The organism is Actinoplanes sp. NPDC019969 (assembly GCF_055562375.1).
On the sequence record NZ_JBVHFK010000005.1, the window covers coordinates 76,807 to 97,473 of the forward strand.

Consider the following 20,667-nt stretch of genomic DNA (forward strand, 5'->3'; position numbering starts at 1 on the left):
TGAACGACCCGGCGGATGGGGAGGCCATGGCGGTCACCGTGGAATACGACGTGGTCGTGGTGGGCGCCGGTGCTGCCGGGATGACAGCGGCGCTGACGACGGCGCGCAGCGGACTGAACACGGTTCTCATCGAGAAGGCTTCCGTCTACGGTGGATCGGCCGCCCGCTCGGGTGCGGGCATCTGGGTGCCGAACAACGACGTGGTGCTCGCCGCCGGGGTGCCGGACAGCTTCGACAAGGCCGACACCTACCTCGCCGCGGTGGCCGGGCCCGAGGTCCCCGCCGAGCGCCGCCGCGCGTTCCTCACCAACGGGCCGCGCGCCATCGCCTTCCTGCAACGGTGGACGCCGCTGCGGTTCGCGTGGATGCAGGGCTATCCCGACTACTATCCGGAGCTGCCCGGCGGGATGCCGAACGGCAGGTCGATCGAGCCGCAGGCGCTCGACGCCAACGTGCTCGGCGACGAGCTCGCCCACCTCAACGGGCCGTACCAGGCGAGCCCGGCCGGGACCGTCGTCTACACCGTCGACTACAAGTGGCTGTCGCTGGTCGCCCGGCACCCGCGCGGCGTCGCCACCGCCACCGAGATCGTCTGGCGATATCTCCAGCTCGCCGCCAAGGGCCGGAAACCGGTGACGATGGGCCAGGCCCTCGCCGGCGGCCTACGGGCCGGGCTGATCGCGGCCGGGGTGCCGGTCTGGCTGAACACCCCGCTGCTCGACCTGCACGTCGAGAACGGCCGGGTCGCCGGGGTGGTGGCGCGGCGGGACGGTACGGAGACGCTGATCCGGGCCCGGCGGGCGGTGGTGGTCGGCAGCGGCGGATTCGAGCACAACGAGCGGATGCGCAAGCAGTTCCAGGCCGAGCCGATCGGCACGGAGTGGACCATCGGCGCCGACGCCAACACCGGCGACGGCATCGAGGCGGGGGAGCGGGCCGGTGCGGCGCTGGCCCTGATGGACGACGCCTGGTGGGGGCCGATGATCCCGCTGCCCGGCGAGCCCTGGTTCTGCCTGTCCGAACGGACCCTGCCCGGCACGATCTTCGTCAACCGGGCCGGGAAGCGGTTCGTCAACGAGGCCGCGCCGTACAGCGACGTCGTGCACGTGATGTACGAGAAACGGCACATCCCCTGCTGGATGATCACCGACCAGGACTACCGCAACCGCTACCTGTTCAAGGACCTGGCCCCGCTGCTGCCCTACCCGGACGACTGGTACTCCTCGGGCGCGCTGGTCAAGGACTGGACGATCGCCGGGCTGGCCGCCAGGATCGGCGTGCCGGCGGCGGCGCTGCGCGGCACGATCGACCGGTTCAACGCGCAGGCGCGGGCCGGGCGCGATCCGGACTTCCATCGGGGCGACAGCGCGTACGACGCCTACTTCGCCGACCCGACGAACACCCCGAGTCCCTGCCTGGCGCCGATCTGGCTGCCGCCGTACTACGCCTTCACCATCGTGCCCGGCGACCTGGGCACCAAAGGCGGCCTGCTCACCGACGCCCGCGCGCGAGTGGTGCGCCCGGACGGCTCGGTGATCCCCGGGCTCTACGCCGCCGGGAACGCGAGCGCCGCGGTGATGGGCCACAGCTATGCGGGCGCGGGATCAACCCTCGGACCAGCAATGACGTTCGGTCACGTGGCGGGCCTCGACATCGCCGCCACAGGATGAGAGGAGACAGCGACATGCCCAAGGTGAGCGTCACGGCCACGGCGACGGCCGAACCCGGCAAGGTGTGGCAGGTCGTCACCGATCTGCCCCGGACCCCCGAGTGGAACAGCATGCACCAGGGCTTCACCGGTGACGTGCCGGCGACGGTGACGGAGGGGACCACGTACAAGCAGAAGGTGAAGTTGATGGGCATGCCCGCGGAGATGGCCTGGAAGGTCGTCGCCGCGGACGCCCCGAACCGCCTGGAGATGGCGGGCGACGGCCCGATGGGCGTCAAGGCGAAGAACCGGTTCCTCATCGAACCGGAGGGCTCCGGCTCGAAGATCACTTACGAGATGGAGTTCGCCGGGCCGGCGCTCAACGGGCCGATGGCCGCCATGCTGGAGAAACAGGCCGGGCCCGCGGCCCGGCAGGCGGTGGAGAAGCTGACGTCACTGGTCGCGTGACCCCGAGAGCGTGTGGAGTACGGGCGCGCATAGCGGCCGAAATCAACACGCTGGAATCAGTGCAGCAGCAGCCGGGTGGCCAGCTCCAGGTGGTTGACCACGTCGTTCGCCGAGGCGCGGCGGGTCACCCAGGCCACCAGGTTGGACAGCCACACGTCCCCGATCACCCGCGCCTTGGCCCGGTCGTCGGCGGTCGGCTCGCTGCCGTCGCCCTCGTGCATGGCGCGGGTGAACATCTCCTCCATCAGCCGGGCCACCGCGTTGACCTCGGCCGACGCCGACGGGTCGGCGAACATGAAAGCCCGCGTCATGGCCTCGGCGAGCAGCGGCTCCCGCTGCATCGCCCGGGTCATCCGGCCCAGGACGTAGAGCATCCGGTCGTACGGCGTATCGCCCGGGATCGGTTTGCGGCCGAGTTTCTCCTGGATGGACTCGAACTCGGAGGCGAGCGCCGACACCAGCAGGTGGATCTTCGACGGGAAGTAGCGGTAAAGGGTGCCCAGGGCGACGCCGGCCTTCTCCGCGACCGTGCGCATCTGCACCGCGTCATAGCCGCCCTTGGACGCCAGGGCGAGGGTGGCCTCGAGGATGCGCCGCCGCCGGTCGCGCTGCGCGGCCGAACCCTGCTCCGCCTCGCCGCCCGCGAGAGCACTGCGGTTTGTGGTACTCGTTCTCGCTGTCGCCATGGTCGCCCTTTCGCCTGTGAATCAAGCCTAGCAACGGCGCGTTGCATCGTTGTGTCACCCACCGGTGGTGCCGTCAAACTGAAACGTGTTCTAATCACGGTCATGGACTTTCACCCGGACGAGGACCAGGCGGCGATCAGCCGGCTCGCCGGTGAGGTGCTCGACGGTGGCGCCGGCGACCCGGACAAGGCGTGGGCCGCGCTCAAGCAGGCCGGGCTGCTCGACCTCGCCGTTCCGGAACGCCGTGGCGGCGCCGGCCTCGGCGTGCTGGAGACGGCCCTCGTCCTCACCGAGATCGGGCGGCGCGCCGTCGACATCCCCGCACTGCCGATGCGCACGGCGGCGGCGCTGACCGTCGCCCGGTGGGGCGAGGGGACACCGTCGGAGGAACTGCTCGGGGCGGCGATCGCGGAGCCCGGCGAGCCGCTGCCTGACGCGCCGCGCACCGCCTTCACCGCCGACGGGACGGTCGTCGGGGTGAAGACCGGCATCCCACCGGCGGACCGGATCCTGGTCACCGTCGACGGCCCGGCCGTCGTGATCGTCGATGCCAGGGCGCCGGGCGTCACCGCCGACGGCGGGATCCTGCGGTTCGACAGGGCGCGGGCGGACCGGCTCGGTGGCGCCGATTGCCACGCCGACCTGCACCGCAACGTCATCGCGAGCGCCTGCGCGATCGGCGACGGCGCCCTGGCCGGGGCCCTCGCGCTGACCGCGGAGCACGTCCGGGCCCGGGAGCAGTTCGGCCGGCCCCTCGCCACCTTCCAGGCGGTCGCCCAGCAGATCGCCGACGTGTACGTGGCCGCCCGCACCCTGCACCTCGCCGCGCTCACCGCGGCCTGGCGGCTCGGCGCCGGACAGCCCGCCGACGACGACCTGGACGTGGCGGCGCTGTGGCTGGCCACCGAGGCCCCACCGGCCCTGCGGACCTGCCACCACCTGCACGGCGGGCTCGGCCTGTCGATCGACTACCCGCTGCACCGGCACACCGCGCTCGTCCGGGCGATGGTCCGCCTCCTCGGCGGCGGCGAGCACCGGCTGGCCCGGATGGGAGAGCGCTGTGCGCATCCCACCGAGTGAGGACCAGCGGGAGCTGCGGGACGAGCTCCGGGCGTATCTCCGCACGGTCGTGAGCCCCGCGCAGCGGAAGGTGTTGCTGCGGGAACGGCACGGGACGGCGTTCCGGGACCTGGTCGCGACGCTCGGGCGGGACGGGTGGCTGGGGCTGGGCTTCCCGGCCGAGTACGGCGGCCGTGGCCTCGGCCCCGCCGAACAGCAGATCCTCGTCAACGAGACGGCCCGCGCCGACGTGCCCCTGCCCGCCGTGACGTTGCAGACGGTGGCGCCGACGCTGCTCGCCCACGGGACCGAGGAGCAGCGGCGGTACTTCCTGCCGCGGATCCTGGCGGGGAAGCTGCACTTCGCGATCGGGTACACCGAGCCGGACGCCGGGACCGACCTGGCGGCGCTGCGGACCCGGGCGGTGCGCGACGGCGACGGGTACGTGGTCGACGGCCAGAAGACGTTCACCACCGGCGCGCACGACGCGGACTTCCTGTGGCTGGCGTGCCGGACCGATCCGGCGGCGGCCCGGCACCGTGGCCTGTCGATCCTGATCGTGGACACGGGCGATCCCGGCTACGCGTGGACCCCGATCATCACCTGCGACGGGACACATCACGTCAACAGCGTCTATCTGAGCGGGGTACGGGTTCCCGCGCACCGCCGCGTCGGCCGCGAAGGGGACGGCTGGCGGCTGATCACCACCCAGTTGAACCACGAGCGGGTCATGCTGGGGCCGGCCGGGCGGATCGGGGCCCTTCATGACCGGGTGCATGCGTGGGCGTACCACCAAGGGTTTCTCGGCGAGGCGGACGTCCGCCGCGCGCTGGCCCGGGCCCACGCCGCACATCGCGTCAACGAGCTGCTCAACTGGCAGATCGCCGGAGGCGAGCCCGGACCGGCGGACGCCAGCGCGACCAAGGTGTTCGCCTCCGAGCGCCTGCTCGGTCTCGGGCAGGAGCTGGAGGAACTGGTCGCCCGGCACGGCGATCCCGGTGATCCGGAGACGGCGGAGCTGCTGGAATGGCTGGACGTGCACGCGCGGCGCGATCTCGTGCTGACGTTCGGCGGCGGGGTCAACGAGATCCAGCGGGAGATCATCGCGAGCGCGGGCCTCGGCCTGCCGAGAGTGCCGAGGTGACGGCCATGATCCTGGAGACGGCACAGCGGATCCGCTCGTCGGGGGAGACGGCGGCGCGGAGCGGCCGGGACCCGGTCAACCTGCCGATGATCAGGACGTGGCTGGAGGCGATGGGCGACGCGAACCCGGTCTACGAGCAGGAGCTTCTCGCCCCGCCGGCGATGATCCAGGTGTGGACGATGCGTGGCCTGTCCGGTCCGTCCACCCCCGATCCCCTCCAGGCCATGTCCGAGATCTCGGAGGAGGAGGGCTTCACGGCGGTGGTGGCGACGGATTCGCGGCAGACCTACCACCGCTATCTTCGCGTCGGCGAGGAGATCTCGGTGCGCAGCCGTCTGGAGTCGGTGGCCGGGCCCAAGCGCACCTCACTGGGCGATGGCTGGTTCATCACCACGGTCAGCACGTGGCTGGTCGGGGACGAGCCGGTCGCCGAGATGACATTCCGGATATTGCGGTATAAGCCTGCCGAGCGCCGCGTCGCGGACGGCGACAGGCTGCGGCCCACGATCACCCCCGACAACGCGTTCTTCTGGGCCGGCATCACCGCCGGTGAGCTGCGCTTTCAGCGCTGCGGCGAATGCGGCGTCCCGCGTCACCCGCCCGGCCCGGCCTGCCCCGCTTGCGGTTCCCTCAAGCAGGGGTACGACATAGCCACCGGCGCCGGCGCCATCCACAGTCACGTCGTCCATCACCATCCGCCCGTCCCCGGCCGCCGCGCCCCGTTCACCGTCGCCCTCGTCGACCTGCCGGAGGGCGTGCGGATGGTCGGCGAGTACCGCGGCCCCCGCCCGGAGATCGGCGACCCGGTCCGGGTGTTCTTCGACGACGGCCTGCCGGTCTGGCGTCCCGACGTGCCGGTGCTGGACCCGTGGACGATCGAGGTCACCCCGACCCTGATCGTCAGCACCGCCCTGGCCACCCGCGACTTCCAGAACGTGCACCACGACCGGGACGCCGCCGTCCGCCTCGGCAGCCGGGACATCTTCCTCAACATCCTCAGCACGACCGGCCTGGTGCAGCGCTATGTCACCGACGCGCTCGGCCCGGGCGCCCGGATCGCCGGGATCGACGTCCGGCTCGGGACGCCGTGTCACGCGTACGACACGCTCACCTTCACCGGCCAGGTCCTGCCGCACGGCATCGAGGTCGTGGGCCGGACCGCCACCGGCACGCACGTCACCGGCCTGGTCCGGGTGGCGCCGTGATCAGCCGGACCGCGGCGATCGCCGGGATCGGCGCGACCGAGTTCTCCAAGGACTCCGGGCGCAGCGAGCTGCGGCTGGCCGTCGAGGCGATCCGGGCCGCCCTGGACGACGCGGGCCTGCGGTCCGGCGACGTGGACGGCCTGGTCACGTTCACGATGGACAACAACAGCGAGATCGCGGTCGCCCGGGAGCTCGGCGTGGGCGAGCTGACGTTCCTGAGCCGGATCGGGTACGGCGGTGGCGCGGCCTGCGCCGTCGTGCAGCAGGCCGTCCTCGCGGTCGCGGCTGGGCTCGCCGAGGTGGTGGTCTGCTACCGGGCGCTCAACGAGCGGTCCGGCCGCCGGTTCGGGCAGGCGTACGCGTCCCCGGACGCCGACGCCGGCTGGCACGTGCCGATGGGTCTCGCCACCCCGGCCGCGCAGGTCGCCATGGTGGCCCGGCGATACCTGCACGAGTACGGGGCGAGCACCGACGACTTCGGCCGGGTCTCGGTCGCGGCCCGCCGGCACGCGGCGACCAACCCGCACGCCTGGTTCCACGGCCGGCCGATCACCCTCGACGAGCACCGGGCGTCCCGGTGGATCGCCGAGCCGCTGCGGCTGCTCGACTGCTGCCAGGAGAGCGACGGCGCGGTCGCCGTGGTGGTGACGTCGGCGGACCGGGCGCGGGATCTGGCCCGTCCGGCGGCGGTGATCGCGGCGGCGGCGCAGGGTAGCGGGCCGGGACAGTTCGTGATGACCAGCTACTACCGCCCGGCGGTGGCGGCGCTGCCGGAGATGGGGGTGGTCGGGCGGCAGCTCTGGGGGCGGTCCGGATACCGGCCGGAGCAGGTGCGGACCGCGATGCTGTACGACCATTTCACCCCGTACGTCCTCCTGCAGCTCGAAGAACTCGGTTTCTGCGGCAGGGGAGAGGCCCGGCACCTGATCGCGGACGGCGGGATCGAGCTCGGCGGCCGGCTCCCGGTGAACCCGCACGGCGGGCAGCTGGGGGAGGCGTACATCCACGGCATGAACGGCATCGCCGAAGCGGTCCGGCAGGTCCGCGGCACCGCCGCCAACCAGGTGCCCGGCGACGGGCCGGTCCTGGTGACCGCCGGAACCGGGGTGCCGACCAGCGGCCTGATCCTGGAACCGGCGGGTGCGCGTCCCTAGTTTGTGATCACATCACACCTGGGGGCGATCGAGTTGTCGGAGAAAGCTGTCCTGCGCACGGCGGTGACACTGGCATTCGTGCTGCTCACCGGGTGCACGGCGGACGAGCCGGCGCCGAACCCTCCGCCCAGCGCGCCGGCGAGCGAGCTGCCGGAGGTGGAGGAGCCCGGCGGCACCCTGTCCGGGCTCGGCGCCGAGGCCGACTGGGACAACTTCGTCCTGGACTGCGCCGACGCCGACCAGGAGCCGGTGATCCAGACGGTCGCCACCGGCGACGTGACCGGTGACCACGTGGCCGACGCCGTGGTCGCCCGCACCTGCGCCGCCGCCACCCCGTACGTCCCGTCGACGGTCGAGGTCTTCGACGGCAGGTCCCCGGCGGCGCGGCCCTGGCGGATCGGCACGGCCCTGCTCACCGACGCCGCCCCCGACCGGCCGTGGGTGACCGCGCTGTCCGTACAGTCCGGGGTGATCATGATCGAGGCCCATGGTGGCGAGACCGCCTGCCCCAAGCTGCGGCTCACCTATCGGTACCAGCTCGACGGCACCGCGTTCCAGCGGCTCGACCGGGCCGCCGGCACCTCCACCACCTGCCTACCGATACAGGAGTGACAGGCATGAGGCAGCGCGCCGAACTCGTCGCCGACCTGGCCCGGCGTCTCACCCCGCTGGCCGACCCGATCGGCTGGGACGGGCTGCGGGCGGTGCTCGCCGAAGCCGGCTGGACACCCGCCGGGGAGGGGTTCACCGCCGGTGACCTGTCGGCCTGGGCCGACGACGACGGGATCCGCATCGACCTGCCGCAGTACGGGCTGCCGGGCGAGGCGGACTTCGACGCCGTCGAGGCGGACATGACGGAACTGGCCGCACTGCTGGATCTGCCGGCGGCCGGGCCGTTCGACCGGGACGAACGCGAGTACCACCCGATCCGGGTGCGGCTGCGGGCCGGGCACTGGGCGGTGGTGGTCGCGGTGCTCGCCGAGGGTGACGACCTGCCGGTGTTCGTCGAGGTGTCCTTCTTCTACGGCGCGGACCTGCCGGTACGCCTCGCCGACCTGGCCGGGCCGCCGCTCGGCTCGTTCCCCGTGGACTGGGCGGAGGTGACCGACCGGACCGGTGTCGAGATGCCGGAGGACTACCGGTGGATCCTGGAGAACTACGGCACCGAGCCGCTCGGCGGCCGGGTGGCGCTCTACGAGCCGGACGCCCTCGGCAAACCGGTGTACTCGGACACCCGAGATCAGCTCCTGCCGATCGGGCGATATCAGCTGCTGCCGATCGGGGTGACCGCCGGCGGCGAGGAGGTCGCCTACCTGCTGGACTGGGAGATCACCGGCCTGCGGACCGGTGACCGGGACTACGACACCGGCCTGCTGCATCACCTGGTGGTGACGCTGGCAGGCCGGTGACGGGCGGTCAGTCCTGGACGCGGGACTCCACGGACGGCTGGTCGCCGTTCGCCTTCGCGGCGCTGCCCAGCTTCGACAGCAGGCCGGTCAGGTCGATGCCGGTCAGGTCCGAGCCGATCTGCAGGCCCTGGGCCACGTTCCCGGCGACCGACTTGGTCAGCGACGTGGCGCCGTCGGTGGAGATGACGGTCAGCTTGTCGACGTTGCCGAGCGGGGCGCTGGCCGCCTCGACGACCTGCGGCAGCACCTTCACCAGCAGGTCCAGGACGGCTGCGTCGCCGTATGCCGCGAACGCCTCGGCCTTGCGGGCCATCGACTCCGCCTCGGCCTGACCGCGGGCGAGGATCGCCGCGGCCTCGGCCGCGCCCTCCCGCTCGACCGCCTCGGCGATCGCGGTACGCCGCCGCTGCTCCGCCTCACCCTCCTTGGCGCCCTCGATCGCGTGCGCCTCGGCCAGCGCGGCACGGCGGGCCCGCTCACCCTCACCGGTCAGGCGGGCCTGCTCGGCCTGCGCCTGCGCGGACGCGATGGTGGCCTGCCGCTGCGCGTCGGCGTTGAGCACCGCGGCGCTGCGGTTCGCCTCGGCCTCCTGCTCCACCCGGTAGCGGGCGGCGTCGGCCGGCTTGCGCACCTCGGTGTCCAGCTGACGCTGCTTGAGCTCGGCGTTCTGCTCGGCGACCTTCTGCTGCTCGGCGAGGATCTTCTGGTCGCGTTCCGCCTGGGCGAGCGGGCCGGCCGCCGCCGACTGCGCCTTCGCCGCGTCGATCTCGGCCTGGATGGCGGCCTGCTTCAGCGACAGGTTCCGGTTCGCCTCGGCGATCGCCTCCTCGGCGAGCAGGCGCTCCTGCTCGGCGGCCTGCCGGGCGCGGGCCTCGGCGATCGCCGCGTCCTTGAGCACCCGGGCCGCCTCCGGACGGCCGAGATCCTGCAGGTACGAGCCCTCGGCCAGGATGTCCTGCAGCTGGAACGTGTCGAGCACCAGACCCTGGTTGGTCATCGAGTGCTCGGCCTCCTCGGCGACCGCGCTGGCGAACGCCGCCCGGTCCCGGATGATCTCCTCGACGGTGAGCCGGCCGACGATCGACCGCAGCGCGCCCGCGAGCACCTCCCGGGTGAAGTCCTCGATCTCGGCCTGCTGGTGCAGGAACCGCTGGGCGGCCGCGCGGATCGCGCCCTCGTTGCCGCCGACCTTGACGATCGCGACACCGTGCAGGTCGGCGCGGATGCCCTGCTTGGAGACGGCGCCCTTGATACTGACGTCGATGCGGCGGCTGGACAGGTCCAGTGACTGCAGCTTCTGCACGATCGGCACCACGAACACCGACGCGCCCATCACGACCTTCTGCCCGGACATGTCGGTGCTGCTGGTGCCGTCCAGGCCCTGCGTCACCTTGCCCTTGCGGCCGGTGATGATGAACGCCTCGTTCGGCCCGGCCACCTTGATCCGGGAGAGGACGAAGATCACCAGCAGCACGACCAGCAGCACGGCGCCGCCGATCGCGTACAACAACGGATTCATTTTGAGCCCTCTTCTACGGGGTTTCTTCCACTACGACGCTGGTGTCGCTGGGCGCCTCGATCACGAAGACCTGGGCGCCCGCGGGGATGGCGCGGTCGGCGCGCGCGTACACCTTCACCGGCTGGCCACCGAGCCGGACGCGTACCTCGCCGTACCCGGTTCCGGCCGGCACCGGCGTGACGACCACGCCGAGCGAGCCGATCAGATGCTGCCGCTGCGGGGTGGCGTCGGTGCGCATGTTCCGTGCCGCGCGGGACAGGCGCCACGCGAGCCAGGCGGCGGGCACGGCGGCCAGCGCGCCCACGGCGACGGCCAGGACGATCATTGCGGGGGTACGGGCGCCGAGCAGCTCCGCCGCGGCCGCTCCGGCGAACCCGAACGCGCCGGCGAAACCGGCCACCACCTCGAGCGACACCGGCCCGCCCGCGTCGGGATGACCGAAGTGCAGCAGCTCACCACCGACCAGCGCCAGCGCCAGGACCGCCACGGCCACGCCACCGATCACCAGGAACACCACGGTCGCGGTCAGCACCGCCGCCCTCCCCGTCTTCTCGAATCACCGCACCCTAGGACAGCACCGGCGCCCGGCGCTGTCGGCTGACCGGTCAATCCCGGTACACGGCCTGTGGCACCTTCGCCGTGCCGAGCCGCTCCTTGAGCCACCGGTTGTAGATCCGGGTCCACGTGCCGTCCGTCCGCATCTTCTCCAGGACCCCGTTCACGAACCGCACCATGTCGGCGTGCTCCTTGGGGATGCCGATGCCGGCCGGCTCGTCGGAGATCGCCGAGCCCACCACCTCGGTCGTCGGGTCCTGTGCGGCCAGCCCGGCGAGCAGCACGTCGATGGTCGACACCGCGTCCACCTGGTGCTGTTGCAGCAGGACGAGGCAGTCCAGGGTGCTGTCGGTGCTGACCGGGATCATGTCGGTGGGCTGCCGGTCGATGGTGACGATGCTGGTGCTGCCCTTGGTGGCGCACACCTTCTTGCCCCGGAGGTCGGGGTAGTCCTTGATCTTGTCGGCCTTGCGCACCAGCAGCCGCTGCCGGGACGCGATGTACTCCGAGGAGAACGACACCTTCTGCCACCGCTCGCAGGTCATCGACATGGTCCGGATGACCAGGTCGACCTCCTTGTTCTCCAGCACCGGGATGCGGTCGGCGGTGGTGATCGCCCGGAACTGCACCTTGTCCGGGTCGCCGAACAGGCCCCGGGCGATCTCCCGCGCCATGTCGATCTCGAACCCGGCCAGCTCACCGGTCGACGGATCACGGAACCCGAACAGGTACGCGTTCTGATCGATCCCGACGACCAGCCTGCCGTTCGCCGCGATCCTCGCCATCGTGCTGCCGGCCGGCATCGCTCCGGGCCGCGGCATCGACGCCGGTGGGCGCAGGCTGGCCCGCGGATCACAGGTCGGCGCGGCCGCGGCCGCCGGGATCTCGGCCGGATCCTGCACGTTCACCGGCCGGGGCACCACCGCGGTGGCGTCCGCCGTCACCGGGCGGGGCGTCTCGCCGGCGCCGCCGCAGCCGGCCGCCAGCACGGCGACCGCCAGCAGGCCCGCCACCACGGCAGTCGTCCTCGTCGTCGTATCCCTCATCGGTACTCCCCGATCCGCGGCCGGAAACCCAGGACCACCGCGGCCACCAGGCCGGCGGTGAGCAGCACCCATCCGGCGGTCAGGCCGCGCTGGGACTTCGCCGCCTGCTCCGCCTGCGCGTCCACCCGCTGGTTGCCGGCGTCCAGAACCTTGCTGAGCCCCGCGTCCAGCCGCTCGAACACGGCAGGGACCGCGTCGTCACCGGTGGCCGTCGCCATCTCGACCGCCGCGTCCCAGTCGCCGCCGTCGTCGGTCTGCCGGATCTCCTGATGCAGCTTCTTCCACAGCTGGGCCTCCCGCTGCGCCGCCTCCAGGGTCGCCCGGTCCGCCGCCGGCGCCTGCGCGATCGCCTTCTTGAACAGGCCGCCGGTCCCGTCCTCGCCGACCAGCTCCGTCATGTAGCCGGTGAACTTCTCCTCGAACCCGGCGCCGCCACCCCGGGCCACCAGGGTCAGCGCCTCGTTCGTCCGGGCCTGCAGCGCCGCCCGCCCGGTGTCGGCGACCAGCGCCACCAGCACCGAACCGTCCCGCAGGCCGGTCTCCAGACGTTTCGCCGACGACACGAGCGCGATCATCGACCAGCCCATCGCCAGCACCACCGCCAAGGTCGCCGCGATCAGCCCCAGATTGAAGATCCGCCGGCTGCGGCGGGCCAGCAGCACCTGCGCGGCCACCAGCGCCGCCACCGTCAGCACCACGAGCAGCAGCAGGAGCCACGGGAACCCGGCCGCCTCCACCTGCTCGGCGACCAGATGCTTCGTCGTGCTGTTGAAGACCCCCGCCGCCTCCGGCAGGATCCGCTGCTGCATCAGCTCGGAGGCCTCCCGCAGGTAGGCGCCGCCCAGCGGCACACCGAGCCGGTGATTCGACCGGGCCGTCTCCACCAGGCCGGTGTAGACCGGCAGCTGATCGGCGACGATCCGCAGCCGGGCCGCGTTCTCGTCGTCGGCGTCGCGCAGCGCCACACTCAGCGACGCCGTCGCGCGGGCGATGTGGTTCAGGTACTTCATCCGCAGGCCGGCCGACTCGCCGCCACTGGACAGGAACGCCGTCGCCGCCGTGGTGTCGGCGTCGGCCAGCGACCGGTAGAGCGTCTGGGCGTCCACACTGATCGGCCCGCTCACCTCGGCCACGTCGGTGATCAGCGCCGACCTGTTCTGCACCTCGGCGACAGCGGCCGAGCCGGTGGCCAGCCCGAGCAGCACCAGACCGGTCGCGACCAGCCAATACAGCCGGGGCGTGGTGGTCCGCTCCCAGATCCGCCCGAGCACGCCACCGGGCTGCGGTGCCGGCGCGAGACCGGCGTGGCCCGCTTCCACGGGTCTGACACTGGCAGGCGCGAGTTGGGTCGGCACGCACACCCCCGGACGAATATCGACGATTGACACCGTCACGGTAGGGAACCCCGTCCACCCCCTGGCGCCCCGGGGTCAACCGGCGGCCAGGTCGAGGGCGGCCAGGTAGCCGAAGGTCATCGCCGGGCCCAGGGTGGCGCCCGCGCCGGCGTAGCCACGGCCCATCACCGAGGCGGCGGCGTTGCCGGCCGCGTACAGGCCCGGGATCGGTGTCCCGTCGGGCTGCAGGACCCGGGCCCGTTCGTCGGTACGCAACCCGCCCTTGGTGCCGAGATCGCCCGGCACCAGGGCGAACGCGAAGAACGGTGGCTTGCGCAGCGCCCCGAGACACGGGTTCGGGCGCTGCCGGGGGTCGCCGTAGTACCTGTCGTACGCCGAATCGCCCCTCCCGAAATCGTCGTCCCGCCCCCTCTCCGCGAACCCGTTGAACCGCCGCACCGTCTCCCGCAGCGCCCCCGCCGGAACGCCGGTCCGCTGCGCCAGTTCGTCCAGCGTCCCGGCCCGGTGGGCGACACCCGCGTCGAACCAGCGGCGCGGCAGCGGCGCCCGCGGCGGGTGCCCGGCGAACAGATACCGGTCCCGGTAGGTGCGGTCGGTGACCAGCCAGGCCGGCAGATGCGCCCCGGCCCGCATCACGTGGACGAAGTCCACGTACGGCGCGGCCTCGTTCACGAACCGCCGCCCCGACCCGTCGACCACCAGGCTGCCCGGGAGGTTGCGTTCGGCCAGGCAGAAGTACGGCCCGCCGGTCAGCGGCAGCGACGGCCCCCACCACGCCTCGTCCATCAGGTCGAGCGCCGCGCCGAGCCGCCGGCCCGCCTCGATGCCGTCGCCGGTGTTCCCGGCCGCGCCCACCGTCCACTCCGTCCCGAGCCCCTGATGCCGCCGCCGCATCGGCTCGTTGTGGTCGAACCCGCCACTGGCCAGAATCACCCCGCGCCGGGCCCGCAGCCGCCTCGTGCCGGCCACCACTCCGGTGACCCGGCCCCGATCAACGATCAGGCTGCTCATCGGTGTGCTGAGCAGCACCGGCACGCCCGCCTCACGCAGCCCCGCCCGCAGCCCCGCCGCGAGCGCCTGCCCCATGGTCAGCCGGCGCCCCCGGAGCCGTCCGGCGGCCAGCTTGACGGCGGTCAGCACCGACCGGGGATGCCGCAGCCCCAGCGACAGCCACCGGTAGTCGATCGCGGTCACCGCCATCCCGGTCGGCGCGGCCCGGTACGGCGCGGCGAGCGTCTCCAGATCCGCGCCCACCCGGCCGGCGGGCAGCGGCCGTGGCTCGACGGTCCGGCCCTCGGCGAGCCCGCCCGGCGCCTCCGGGTGGTAGTCGGGGTAACCGGGCACCCGCGCGAACTCCAGCGGGGTGTGCTCCCGGACGAACGCCAGCACCTCGGGCCCGTGCTCCAGCAGCGCGTCACGGCGGCTCGCCGGCACCTCGTCGCCTGTAACGTGTTTCAGATACGTGGACGCCTCCGGCCCGGGCAGCCACAGTCCTCCGCCGGAGCGTGCGGTCGATCCCCCGTACGCCGCCGTACCCTCGATGACCACAACCTCGAGCCCATGGTGGGCGGCAGTGAGCGCGGCGGTCATCCCGGCTCCGCCGCTGCCCACCACAACGACGTCGTATTCTTCCTCGGTCAGCACTAGAACAGGTTATAGTTGTTCCGCTTCCGCGCCTAGCCGTCATCGCCCCGAGCACAGGAGGCCCCCATGCGGGATCCGGCCACCGTCGTCGTGGTGGGTTTCGGCGCGGCCGGGGCGTGCGCCGCCATCGAGGCCGCCGCATCCGGCGCGAACGTGCTGGTCATCGACCGCTTCCACGGCGGCGGCGCCACCGCGATATCCGGCGGCGTGGTCTATGCGGGCGGTGGCACACGCCAGCAGCGCGATGCGGGCGTCACCGACGACCCCGCTGCGATGTACGCCTACCTGCGCCACGAAGTCCGCGACGCCGTGTCGCCCGCCACCCTGCGGCGCTTCTGCGACGAGTCCGCCGCCATGCCGGCCTGGCTGGAGCGCCACGGCGTCCCGTTCGACGCGAGCCTGTGCCCGTACAAGACCTCCTACCCCTCCAACCGCCACTACCTGTACCAATCCGGCAGCGAACACGCCTACCCCGACCCCGCCCCGCGGGGCCACCGCACGTTCGCCCGCGGCACCTCGGGCCGCGTGCTGCACGCCCGCCTCGCCGAAGCGGCCCTCTCCCGGGGCGTCCGCTTCCTCCCCCAGACCCGAGCCGAATCCCTCCTCCGAACCATTCCTGCCCCTGCCCCTGCCGCTGACGCCGCCGCTGTTGGTCCTGCCCCTGCCCCGCCCGCCGCCGCTCCTTCCGCCGCCGTTCCGCCGACACCCGCTGCCGGTGCTTCGCCTGCCTCCGCCCCGCCTGCGGTAGCCGCGCCTGCCACCCCTCCGCCTACCCCTGCCGTCGGCGCCGGTGTTCCGGATCAGCGGATCTCGGGCGTCATCTGCCGGACGCTGCGGGATGCGCCGGGATGGGCGCGCCTCGCACACCGGACGCTGCACCGCCTGTCGGTCAAACCGGGCGTCTACCTGCCCCGATTCGGGCGGCTGCTGCACCGGCAGGTGACCCGGATCGAGGACCGCTACGGCAGCCCGCTGCACATCGCCGCCGATGCGGTCGTGCTGGCCGCCGGCGGGTTCGTGTTCAACCGGGAGATGATGCGCGAGCACGCGCCCGGCTACCGTGGGCTGCGGCTCGGCACGCCGGGTGACGACGGTTCCGGGATCCGCCTCGGAACGGCGGCCGGCGCGGGCACCCGGCATCTGGACCGGGTCACCATCTGGCGGTTCCTCACCCCGCCGCCGGCGCTGCTCGGTGGCATCCTCGTCGACCGGGACGGCAGGCGGATAGGCGACGAGTCCCGCTACGGCGCCGCGATCGGCGAGGCCGTCCGCCGCTGCCCCGGCGGCCGGGCCTGGCTGCTCGTGGACGCGGCGATCCTGGCCGAGGCGCGCCGCCAGATCGGTTCGCAGGCGCTGTGGTTCCAGCGTCTGCAGACGTGGTGGCTGTTCACCGCCCGCCGGACCACCGCGCCGACGTTGGCCCGGCTCGCCCGCCGCGCCGGCGTGGATCCGGCCGGTCTGGAGGCGTCGGCCGCCGCCTACAACGCGGCGCGTTCCGACCCGGCCGGTAAGCCCGCCGCCCTCTCCCGACCGCTGGTCACCGCCCCGTTCTCCGCCCTGGACGTCTCGCTGCGCTCGCTACCCGCCCCGATGCTGACACTCGGCGGGCTCACCGTCGACGAGGAGACCGGCGAGGCGCTCCGGCCGGACGGCAGCACGATCCCGGGCCTGTACGCCGCGGGCCGCACCGCAGCCGGAATCTGTTCCGGCTCCTACGTCAGCGGCCTCTCCCTCGCCGACTGCGTCTTCTCCGGCCGCCGCGCCGGCCGGCACGCCGCTGCTCAGCACGCCGCCGTCGGGGATGCGACCGCCGCACACGCCGCCGTCCCGGCGGCGGGCGGGCAACAGCCCGGAGGGCTCGACGACCAGGGGAGCGGGCGTGATCACCGAGACTGAGCTGCGGGAGCTGGCGGACCGGCTGTGGGTGGCGGAACGCGAGCGGGCGCCGATCGCGCCCCTCGTGCATGACCATCCGGGGCTCGGGGCGGCGGAGGCGTACGCGATCCAGCTGCACAACATCCGGCGGCGCGGCGTGCCGGTCGTCGGGCACAAGGTCGGCCTGTCGTCGAAGGCGATGCAGGAGATGATGGGTGTCGGCGAGCCGGACTACGGGCACCTGCTCGCCGACATGCGCCTGGCCGAGGACGAGCCGGCCGACTACTCCCGCTACTGCTTCCCGCGGGTGGAGATCGAGGTGGCGTTCCTGCTCGGCGGCGACCTGCCGGGGGAGGGCTGCACCGAGGACGACGTGCTCGCGGCCACCGAGGCGTTCGCCCCGTCGATCGAACTCATCGACAGCCGGATCGCGGATTGGAGGATCAGCCTGGCGGACACGATCGCCGACAACGCGTCGTCGGCGGGGTTCGTGGTGGGTGCTTCCCGCGTACCCCCGCAAGCAGTTGATCCTCGCGGCATCGCCGCGGTGCTGCGACGGGGGAACGATGTGGTGGCGGCGGGGCGCTCGGATGCCGTGCTGGGGAACCCGGTGACCGCGGTGGCGTGGCTGGCGCGGACCGTGGCGGGATTCGGGGTGCGGCTGCGGGCCGGGCATCTGATCATGCCGGGGGCGTGTGCGCGGGCGGTGGACGTACGCCCGGGTGACGAGTTCCGGGCCGAGTTCGACGGGCTCGGCGAGGTGCGGCTGGCGTTCGGGGAGGGACGATGAGGGCGGCGATCGTCGGGTCGGGGAACATCGGGACCGATCTCATGTACAAGCTGCTGCGCTCGCCGGTGATCGAGCCACGGTGGATGGCCGGCGTCGACCCGGCGAGCCCGGGGCTGCGGCGGGCGGCGGAGGCGGGCCTGGAGACCGGGGCCGGCGGGGTGGACTGGCTGCTCGCGCGGGATCCGCTGCCGGACGTCGTGTTCGAGGCGACGTCGGCGGCGGTGCACCGGGCGAACGCGCCGCGCTACGCCGAGGCCGGGATCCGGGCGATCGACCTGACTCCGGCGGCGGTCGGTCCCGCGGTGGTGCCGGAGGTCAACCTCGCCGAACACCGGGACGCGCCCAACCTCAACCTGATCACCTGCGGTGGGCAGGCGACGATCCCGATGGTGCAGGCGGTGTCGCGGGTGACACCGGTGGGGTACGCGGAGATCGTCGCGACCGTGGCATCGGTGTCGGCGGGTCCCGGGACCAGGGCGAACATCGACGAGTTCACCCGGGCGACGAGCCGCGGGCTGGAGACCGTCGGGGGAGCGGCCCGCGGCAAGGCGATCATCGTGCTGAACCCGGCCGACCCGCCGCTGATCATGCGGGACACGATCTTCTGCGCGGTGGCGCCGTCGGCGGACCAGGCCGCGATCACGAAGTCGATCCTCCACCGCATGTCCGAAATCTCGATATACGTGCCGGGGTATCGGCTGCTCGACGAACCGCAGTTCGACACGCTGGGCGACCTGGTCCGGGTGGGGATCTTCGTGGAGATCGAAGGCGCTGGGGACTACATGCCGAAATATGCAGGGAACCTGGACATCATGACGGCGGCGGCGACCAGGGTGGGTGAGTACCTTGCGCAAGGACGCTGAATCCGGCTGGCTCTCAGGGCTGTCTCGGAGCCCGGGAGACAGCCTTGAGCACCAGCCGGGGGTTGATCTCCGGATCACCGACTCGACGTTGCGGGACGGGTCGCACGCCAAGCGGCACCAGTTCACCGTCGACGAGGTGACCGCGGTGGTGCGGGCGCTCGACCACGCGGGTGTGCCGGTCATCGAGGTGGCCCACGGGGACGGGCTGGGCGGGTCGTCGTTCACGTACGGTCTGAGCCGTACGCCCGAGCAGGATCTGATCAGCGCCGCCGTCCGTACCGCCACCCGCGCGAAGATCGCCTTCCTGATGCTGCCGGGGGTCGGCGTGTTCGACGACATCCGGGCGGCCGCCGCCAACGGCGCCACGGTCTGCCGGATCGCCACCCACTGCACCGAGGCCGACATCGCCGTCCAGCACTTCGGGATCGCCCGCGACCTGGGCCTGGAGACGGTCGGCTTCCTGATGATGGCCCACTCGATCCCGCCGGACCGGCTGGCGGAGCAGGCCCGGATCATGGCCGACGCCGGCTGCCAGTGCGTGTACGTCGTCGACTCGGCGGGCGCGCTCGTCCTCGACCAGGTCAGCGACCGGGTGTCCGCCCTGGTCGCCGAGCTGGGCGACGACGCGCAGGTGGGTTTCCACGGCCACGAGAACCTGGGTCTCGGCGTCGCCAACTCGGTCCTCGCCTATCGGGCCGGCGCGCGGCAGATCGACGGCAGCACCCGGCGGTTCGGCGCGGGCGCGGGCAACACCCCGGTCGAGGCGTTCGTGGGGGTCTGCGACAAGCTCGGCATCCGTACGGGCGTCGACTTCTTCAGGATCGTCGACGCGGCCGAGGACGTGGTCCGCCCGGTGATGCCGGACGAGTGCAGACTGGATCGGATGGCCCTGATCATGGGGTACGCCGGCGTCTACTCCAGCTTCCTCACGCACGCCTGGTCGCTGGCCGAACGCTACGGCGTCTCCGGCGCGGAGATCCTGGTCAGGGCCGGCGAACGCCGTCTCGTCGGCGGTCAGGAGGACCAGCTGATCACCATCGCCCGCGACCTCAGCCGCCGTTGAACCCGCTCGCGGGGATGTGGACCCACGGCACGTAGCCGTCCTCGTCGTAGTCGAAGCGCCCGCCGTACGCGTCCTCGTCATCGTCCTCGTCGTCCACGTCCTCGGGCTCGTCCGGTGCGTGCACGGTCGCGCCGAGGAACGCCTCGGCCGCCGCTCCCGCGCCGGCCGGGAGGGCCGGTGGGTCCGGCAGCACCAGAACGTCGCCGTTCTCGAAAGCGACGACCAGGTGACCGGTCGCCGTGGCGGTCAGAGCGCTCACCGGCGACGTGGCGATCGGATGCTCGACCAGACGGCCGCTGTCCACGTGGTACTCGGCCAGGACGCCGGCGGGCGTGCCGATCCACAGCACTCCGGGCGTGGAACCGAACGCGGCGGGCTGGCGCGACCACGTCCGCATCTGCTCGGCCCAGGCCTGATGGACCGGGCCGTGGTGGACGCCCGGATGCGGTTCCCCGAGAGCCAGAGCGGCGATCCGCTGCAGGGACGGAAAGGCGAAGACCTCGAGCGTGTTGTCGTACGCGTTACCGCTGATCGCGAAATGCCCGCCGTCGGCGCTGAAGTCCGGCGGCCGGTAGCCGTCGACGTCCAGGTGCAGCGCCCGGCGCAGGGGCCGCATCACTGACGGCCGGCCGGTGCCGGTGGTCGCGAAGACCACGAGCGTCTCGGCCTGCTCGCTGACCAGGGTGCTCACCAGCCCGCCACCGGGATGCGCCGTGACCCCGGTGTCCCAGCCGGGCGCGGCGGCGACGGCGCCCGAGGCGAGATCGAGCGCGTACGAGGTCTCCCAGCCGTCCGCCCACAGGGTCCTGCCGTCCGGGCTGAACGCGAGCGCCCGGCATCCGTGCGGATCCTGCGGGATGTCCGCGACCGGTTGCGTGCCGCCGGCTGTCCAGAGGGCGATGCCGTCCGCGTCCGACACCGCGAGCAGCGACTCGTGGGGATGCCAGGCGACCTCCGGTGCCATCCGGTCCAGGTGCGGCTGATCACCGTAGGGCGCCGCGCCGCCGCCGAGCACCGCGATCTCCCGCAGCCGCCCGTCCCCGTGCTCCCAGATCCGGATTGCGGGCCGCCCCGCCTCCCGCCCCGCGATCAGTGGCAGCCGCGGATGACCGGCGAGCCGCTCGACAACCGATCCGGATCGGACACGCGCCAGGATCTCCACGAGGCCCACCGTAGCGGTGCCC

18 protein-coding genes and 2 pseudogenes are annotated in these 20,667 nt (G+C 72.7%); 13 read left to right on the plus strand and 7 right to left on the minus strand.

All coding sequences use genetic code 11. From position 1 onward, the window contains the following. Positions 1–26 precede the first annotated feature (26 nt). Together kstD and ACZ3II_RS16395 are read left to right on the plus strand one after the other, a co-directional pair. The gene (kstD, locus tag ACZ3II_RS16390; protein ID WP_465518482.1) at positions 27–1,670 is read left to right on the plus strand and encodes a 3-oxosteroid 1-dehydrogenase; all 1,644 of its coding nucleotides are present in this window, start codon (positions 27–29) and stop codon (positions 1,668–1,670) included. A gap of 14 nt (positions 1,671–1,684) precedes the next feature. Further along, on the plus strand, positions 1,685–2,116 hold the full coding sequence (locus ACZ3II_RS16395; RefSeq protein WP_465518483.1) for a type II toxin-antitoxin system Rv0910 family toxin: 432 nt from the start codon (positions 1,685–1,687) through the stop codon (positions 2,114–2,116). Between the two features lie 56 nt (positions 2,117–2,172). Here the strand turns inward: ACZ3II_RS16395 and kstR are convergent, their stop codons facing one another. After that, positions 2,173–2,802, minus strand: a complete 630-nt coding sequence (gene kstR / locus ACZ3II_RS16400; protein ID WP_465518484.1) for a cholesterol catabolism transcriptional regulator KstR — start codon at positions 2,800–2,802, stop codon at positions 2,173–2,175. A gap of 102 nt (positions 2,803–2,904) precedes the next feature. On the opposite strand from kstR, the gene ACZ3II_RS16405 reads away from it, so the two are divergent. The 7 genes and pseudogenes from ACZ3II_RS16405 to ACZ3II_RS16435 all read left to right on the plus strand — a co-directional run bounded on the left by ACZ3II_RS16405 (position 2,905) and on the right by ACZ3II_RS16435 (position 8,773). After that, positions 2,905–3,882, plus strand: coding sequence for an acyl-CoA dehydrogenase family protein (locus tag ACZ3II_RS16405; RefSeq protein ID WP_465518485.1), 978 nt, complete (start codon positions 2,905–2,907; stop codon positions 3,880–3,882). Further along, the gene (locus ACZ3II_RS16410; RefSeq protein WP_465518486.1) at positions 3,863–5,005 is read left to right on the plus strand and encodes an acyl-CoA dehydrogenase family protein; all 1,143 of its coding nucleotides are present in this window, start codon (positions 3,863–3,865) and stop codon (positions 5,003–5,005) included. The genes ACZ3II_RS16405 and ACZ3II_RS16410 overlap by 20 nt, the downstream gene beginning before the upstream one ends. A gap of 5 nt (positions 5,006–5,010) precedes the next feature. Next, positions 5,011–5,850: pseudogene (locus tag ACZ3II_RS16415) on the plus strand (bifunctional MaoC family dehydratase N-terminal/OB-fold nucleic acid binding domain-containing protein); the annotation flags it as partial. A gap of 6 nt (positions 5,851–5,856) precedes the next feature. After that, positions 5,857–6,210, plus strand: coding sequence for a hotdog family protein (locus ACZ3II_RS16420; protein ID WP_465518919.1), 354 nt, complete (start codon positions 5,857–5,859; stop codon positions 6,208–6,210). Next, complete coding sequence (locus tag ACZ3II_RS16425) at positions 6,207–7,364, plus strand: lipid-transfer protein (protein WP_465518487.1); 1,158 nt, start codon at positions 6,207–6,209, stop codon at positions 7,362–7,364. Before ACZ3II_RS16420 ends, ACZ3II_RS16425 begins: the two co-directional genes overlap by 4 nt. A gap of 63 nt (positions 7,365–7,427) precedes the next feature. Then, on the plus strand, positions 7,428–7,976 hold the full coding sequence (locus tag ACZ3II_RS16430; RefSeq protein ID WP_465518488.1) for a hypothetical protein: 549 nt from the start codon (positions 7,428–7,430) through the stop codon (positions 7,974–7,976). Between the two features lie 5 nt (positions 7,977–7,981). Next, entirely contained in the window at positions 7,982–8,773 is a 792-nt protein-coding gene (locus tag ACZ3II_RS16435) for a hypothetical protein (RefSeq protein WP_465518489.1), read from the plus strand. Positions 8,774–8,780: 7 nt separating this feature from the next. Here ACZ3II_RS16435 and ACZ3II_RS16440 read toward each other — a convergent pair whose 3' ends face one another. The 5 genes from ACZ3II_RS16440 to ACZ3II_RS16460 all read right to left on the minus strand — a co-directional run bounded on the left by ACZ3II_RS16440 (position 8,781) and on the right by ACZ3II_RS16460 (position 14,838). Further along, positions 8,781–10,292, minus strand: coding sequence for a flotillin family protein (locus ACZ3II_RS16440; protein ID WP_465518490.1), 1,512 nt, complete (start codon positions 10,290–10,292; stop codon positions 8,781–8,783). 13 nt (positions 10,293–10,305) lie between these two features. After that, positions 10,306–10,824 (minus strand): NfeD family protein, encoded by a 519-nt coding sequence (locus ACZ3II_RS16445; protein ID WP_465518491.1) that lies wholly within the window; start codon positions 10,822–10,824, stop codon positions 10,306–10,308. Between the two features lie 73 nt (positions 10,825–10,897). After that, complete coding sequence (locus ACZ3II_RS16450; RefSeq protein WP_465518492.1) at positions 10,898–11,893, minus strand: glutamate ABC transporter substrate-binding protein; 996 nt, start codon at positions 11,891–11,893, stop codon at positions 10,898–10,900. After that, entirely contained in the window at positions 11,890–13,212 is a 1,323-nt protein-coding gene (locus tag ACZ3II_RS16455; protein ID WP_465518493.1) for a hypothetical protein, read from the minus strand. The genes ACZ3II_RS16450 and ACZ3II_RS16455 overlap by 4 nt, the downstream gene beginning before the upstream one ends. A 111-nt stretch (positions 13,213–13,323) precedes the next feature. After that, positions 13,324–14,838, minus strand: coding sequence for an FAD-binding protein (locus ACZ3II_RS16460; RefSeq protein WP_465518920.1), 1,515 nt, complete (start codon positions 14,836–14,838; stop codon positions 13,324–13,326). 120 nt (positions 14,839–14,958) lie between these two features. On the opposite strand from ACZ3II_RS16460, the pseudogene ACZ3II_RS16465 reads away from it, so the two are divergent. From ACZ3II_RS16465 to dmpG, 4 genes and pseudogenes are all read left to right on the plus strand, one after another. Further along, positions 14,959–16,671, plus strand: a pseudogene (locus ACZ3II_RS16465) (FAD-dependent oxidoreductase); the annotation flags it as partial. Positions 16,672–16,771: 100 nt separating this feature from the next. Then, positions 16,772–17,557 (plus strand): 2-keto-4-pentenoate hydratase, encoded by a 786-nt coding sequence (locus ACZ3II_RS16470; RefSeq protein WP_465518494.1) that lies wholly within the window; start codon positions 16,772–16,774, stop codon positions 17,555–17,557. Then, positions 17,554–18,420, plus strand: a complete 867-nt coding sequence (locus tag ACZ3II_RS16475; RefSeq protein ID WP_465518495.1) for an acetaldehyde dehydrogenase (acetylating) — start codon at positions 17,554–17,556, stop codon at positions 18,418–18,420. The genes ACZ3II_RS16470 and ACZ3II_RS16475 overlap by 4 nt, the downstream gene beginning before the upstream one ends. 19 nt (positions 18,421–18,439) lie before the next feature. After that, the gene (dmpG, locus tag ACZ3II_RS16480) at positions 18,440–19,483 is read left to right on the plus strand and encodes a 4-hydroxy-2-oxovalerate aldolase (RefSeq protein WP_465518921.1); all 1,044 of its coding nucleotides are present in this window, start codon (positions 18,440–18,442) and stop codon (positions 19,481–19,483) included. Here the strand turns inward: dmpG and ACZ3II_RS16485 are convergent. After that, a complete protein-coding gene (locus tag ACZ3II_RS16485) occupies positions 19,470–20,645 on the minus strand; it encodes a TolB-like translocation protein (RefSeq protein WP_465518496.1) in 1,176 nt (391 codons plus the stop codon). The two genes, dmpG and ACZ3II_RS16485, sit on opposite strands and share 14 nt — an antisense overlap. Positions 20,646–20,667 lie beyond the last annotated feature (22 nt).

Excerpts from the sequence above, each read along its gene's own strand:
- kstD (WP_465518482.1), top strand. The coding sequence starts at position 27 with ATGGCGGTCACCGTGGAATACGACGTGGTCGTGGTGGGCGCCGGTGCT.
- kstR (WP_465518484.1), bottom strand. The coding sequence starts at position 2,802 with ATGGCGACAGCGAGAACGAGTACCACAAACCGCAGTGCTCTCGCGGGC.
- ACZ3II_RS16405 (WP_465518485.1), top strand. The coding sequence starts at position 2,905 with ATGGACTTTCACCCGGACGAGGACCAGGCGGCGATCAGCCGGCTCGCC.
- ACZ3II_RS16450 (WP_465518492.1), bottom strand. The coding sequence starts at position 11,893 with ATGAGGGATACGACGACGAGGACGACTGCCGTGGTGGCGGGCCTGCTG.
- ACZ3II_RS16395 (WP_465518483.1), top strand. The coding sequence starts at position 1,685 with ATGCCCAAGGTGAGCGTCACGGCCACGGCGACGGCCGAACCCGGCAAG.
- ACZ3II_RS16460 (WP_465518920.1), bottom strand. The coding sequence starts at position 14,838 with ATGACCGCCGCGCTCACTGCCGCCCACCATGGGCTCGAGGTTGTGGTC.
- ACZ3II_RS16475 (WP_465518495.1), top strand. The coding sequence starts at position 17,554 with ATGAGGGCGGCGATCGTCGGGTCGGGGAACATCGGGACCGATCTCATG.
- ACZ3II_RS16435 (WP_465518489.1), top strand. The coding sequence starts at position 7,982 with ATGAGGCAGCGCGCCGAACTCGTCGCCGACCTGGCCCGGCGTCTCACC.
- ACZ3II_RS16440 (WP_465518490.1), bottom strand. The coding sequence starts at position 10,292 with ATGAATCCGTTGTTGTACGCGATCGGCGGCGCCGTGCTGCTGGTCGTG.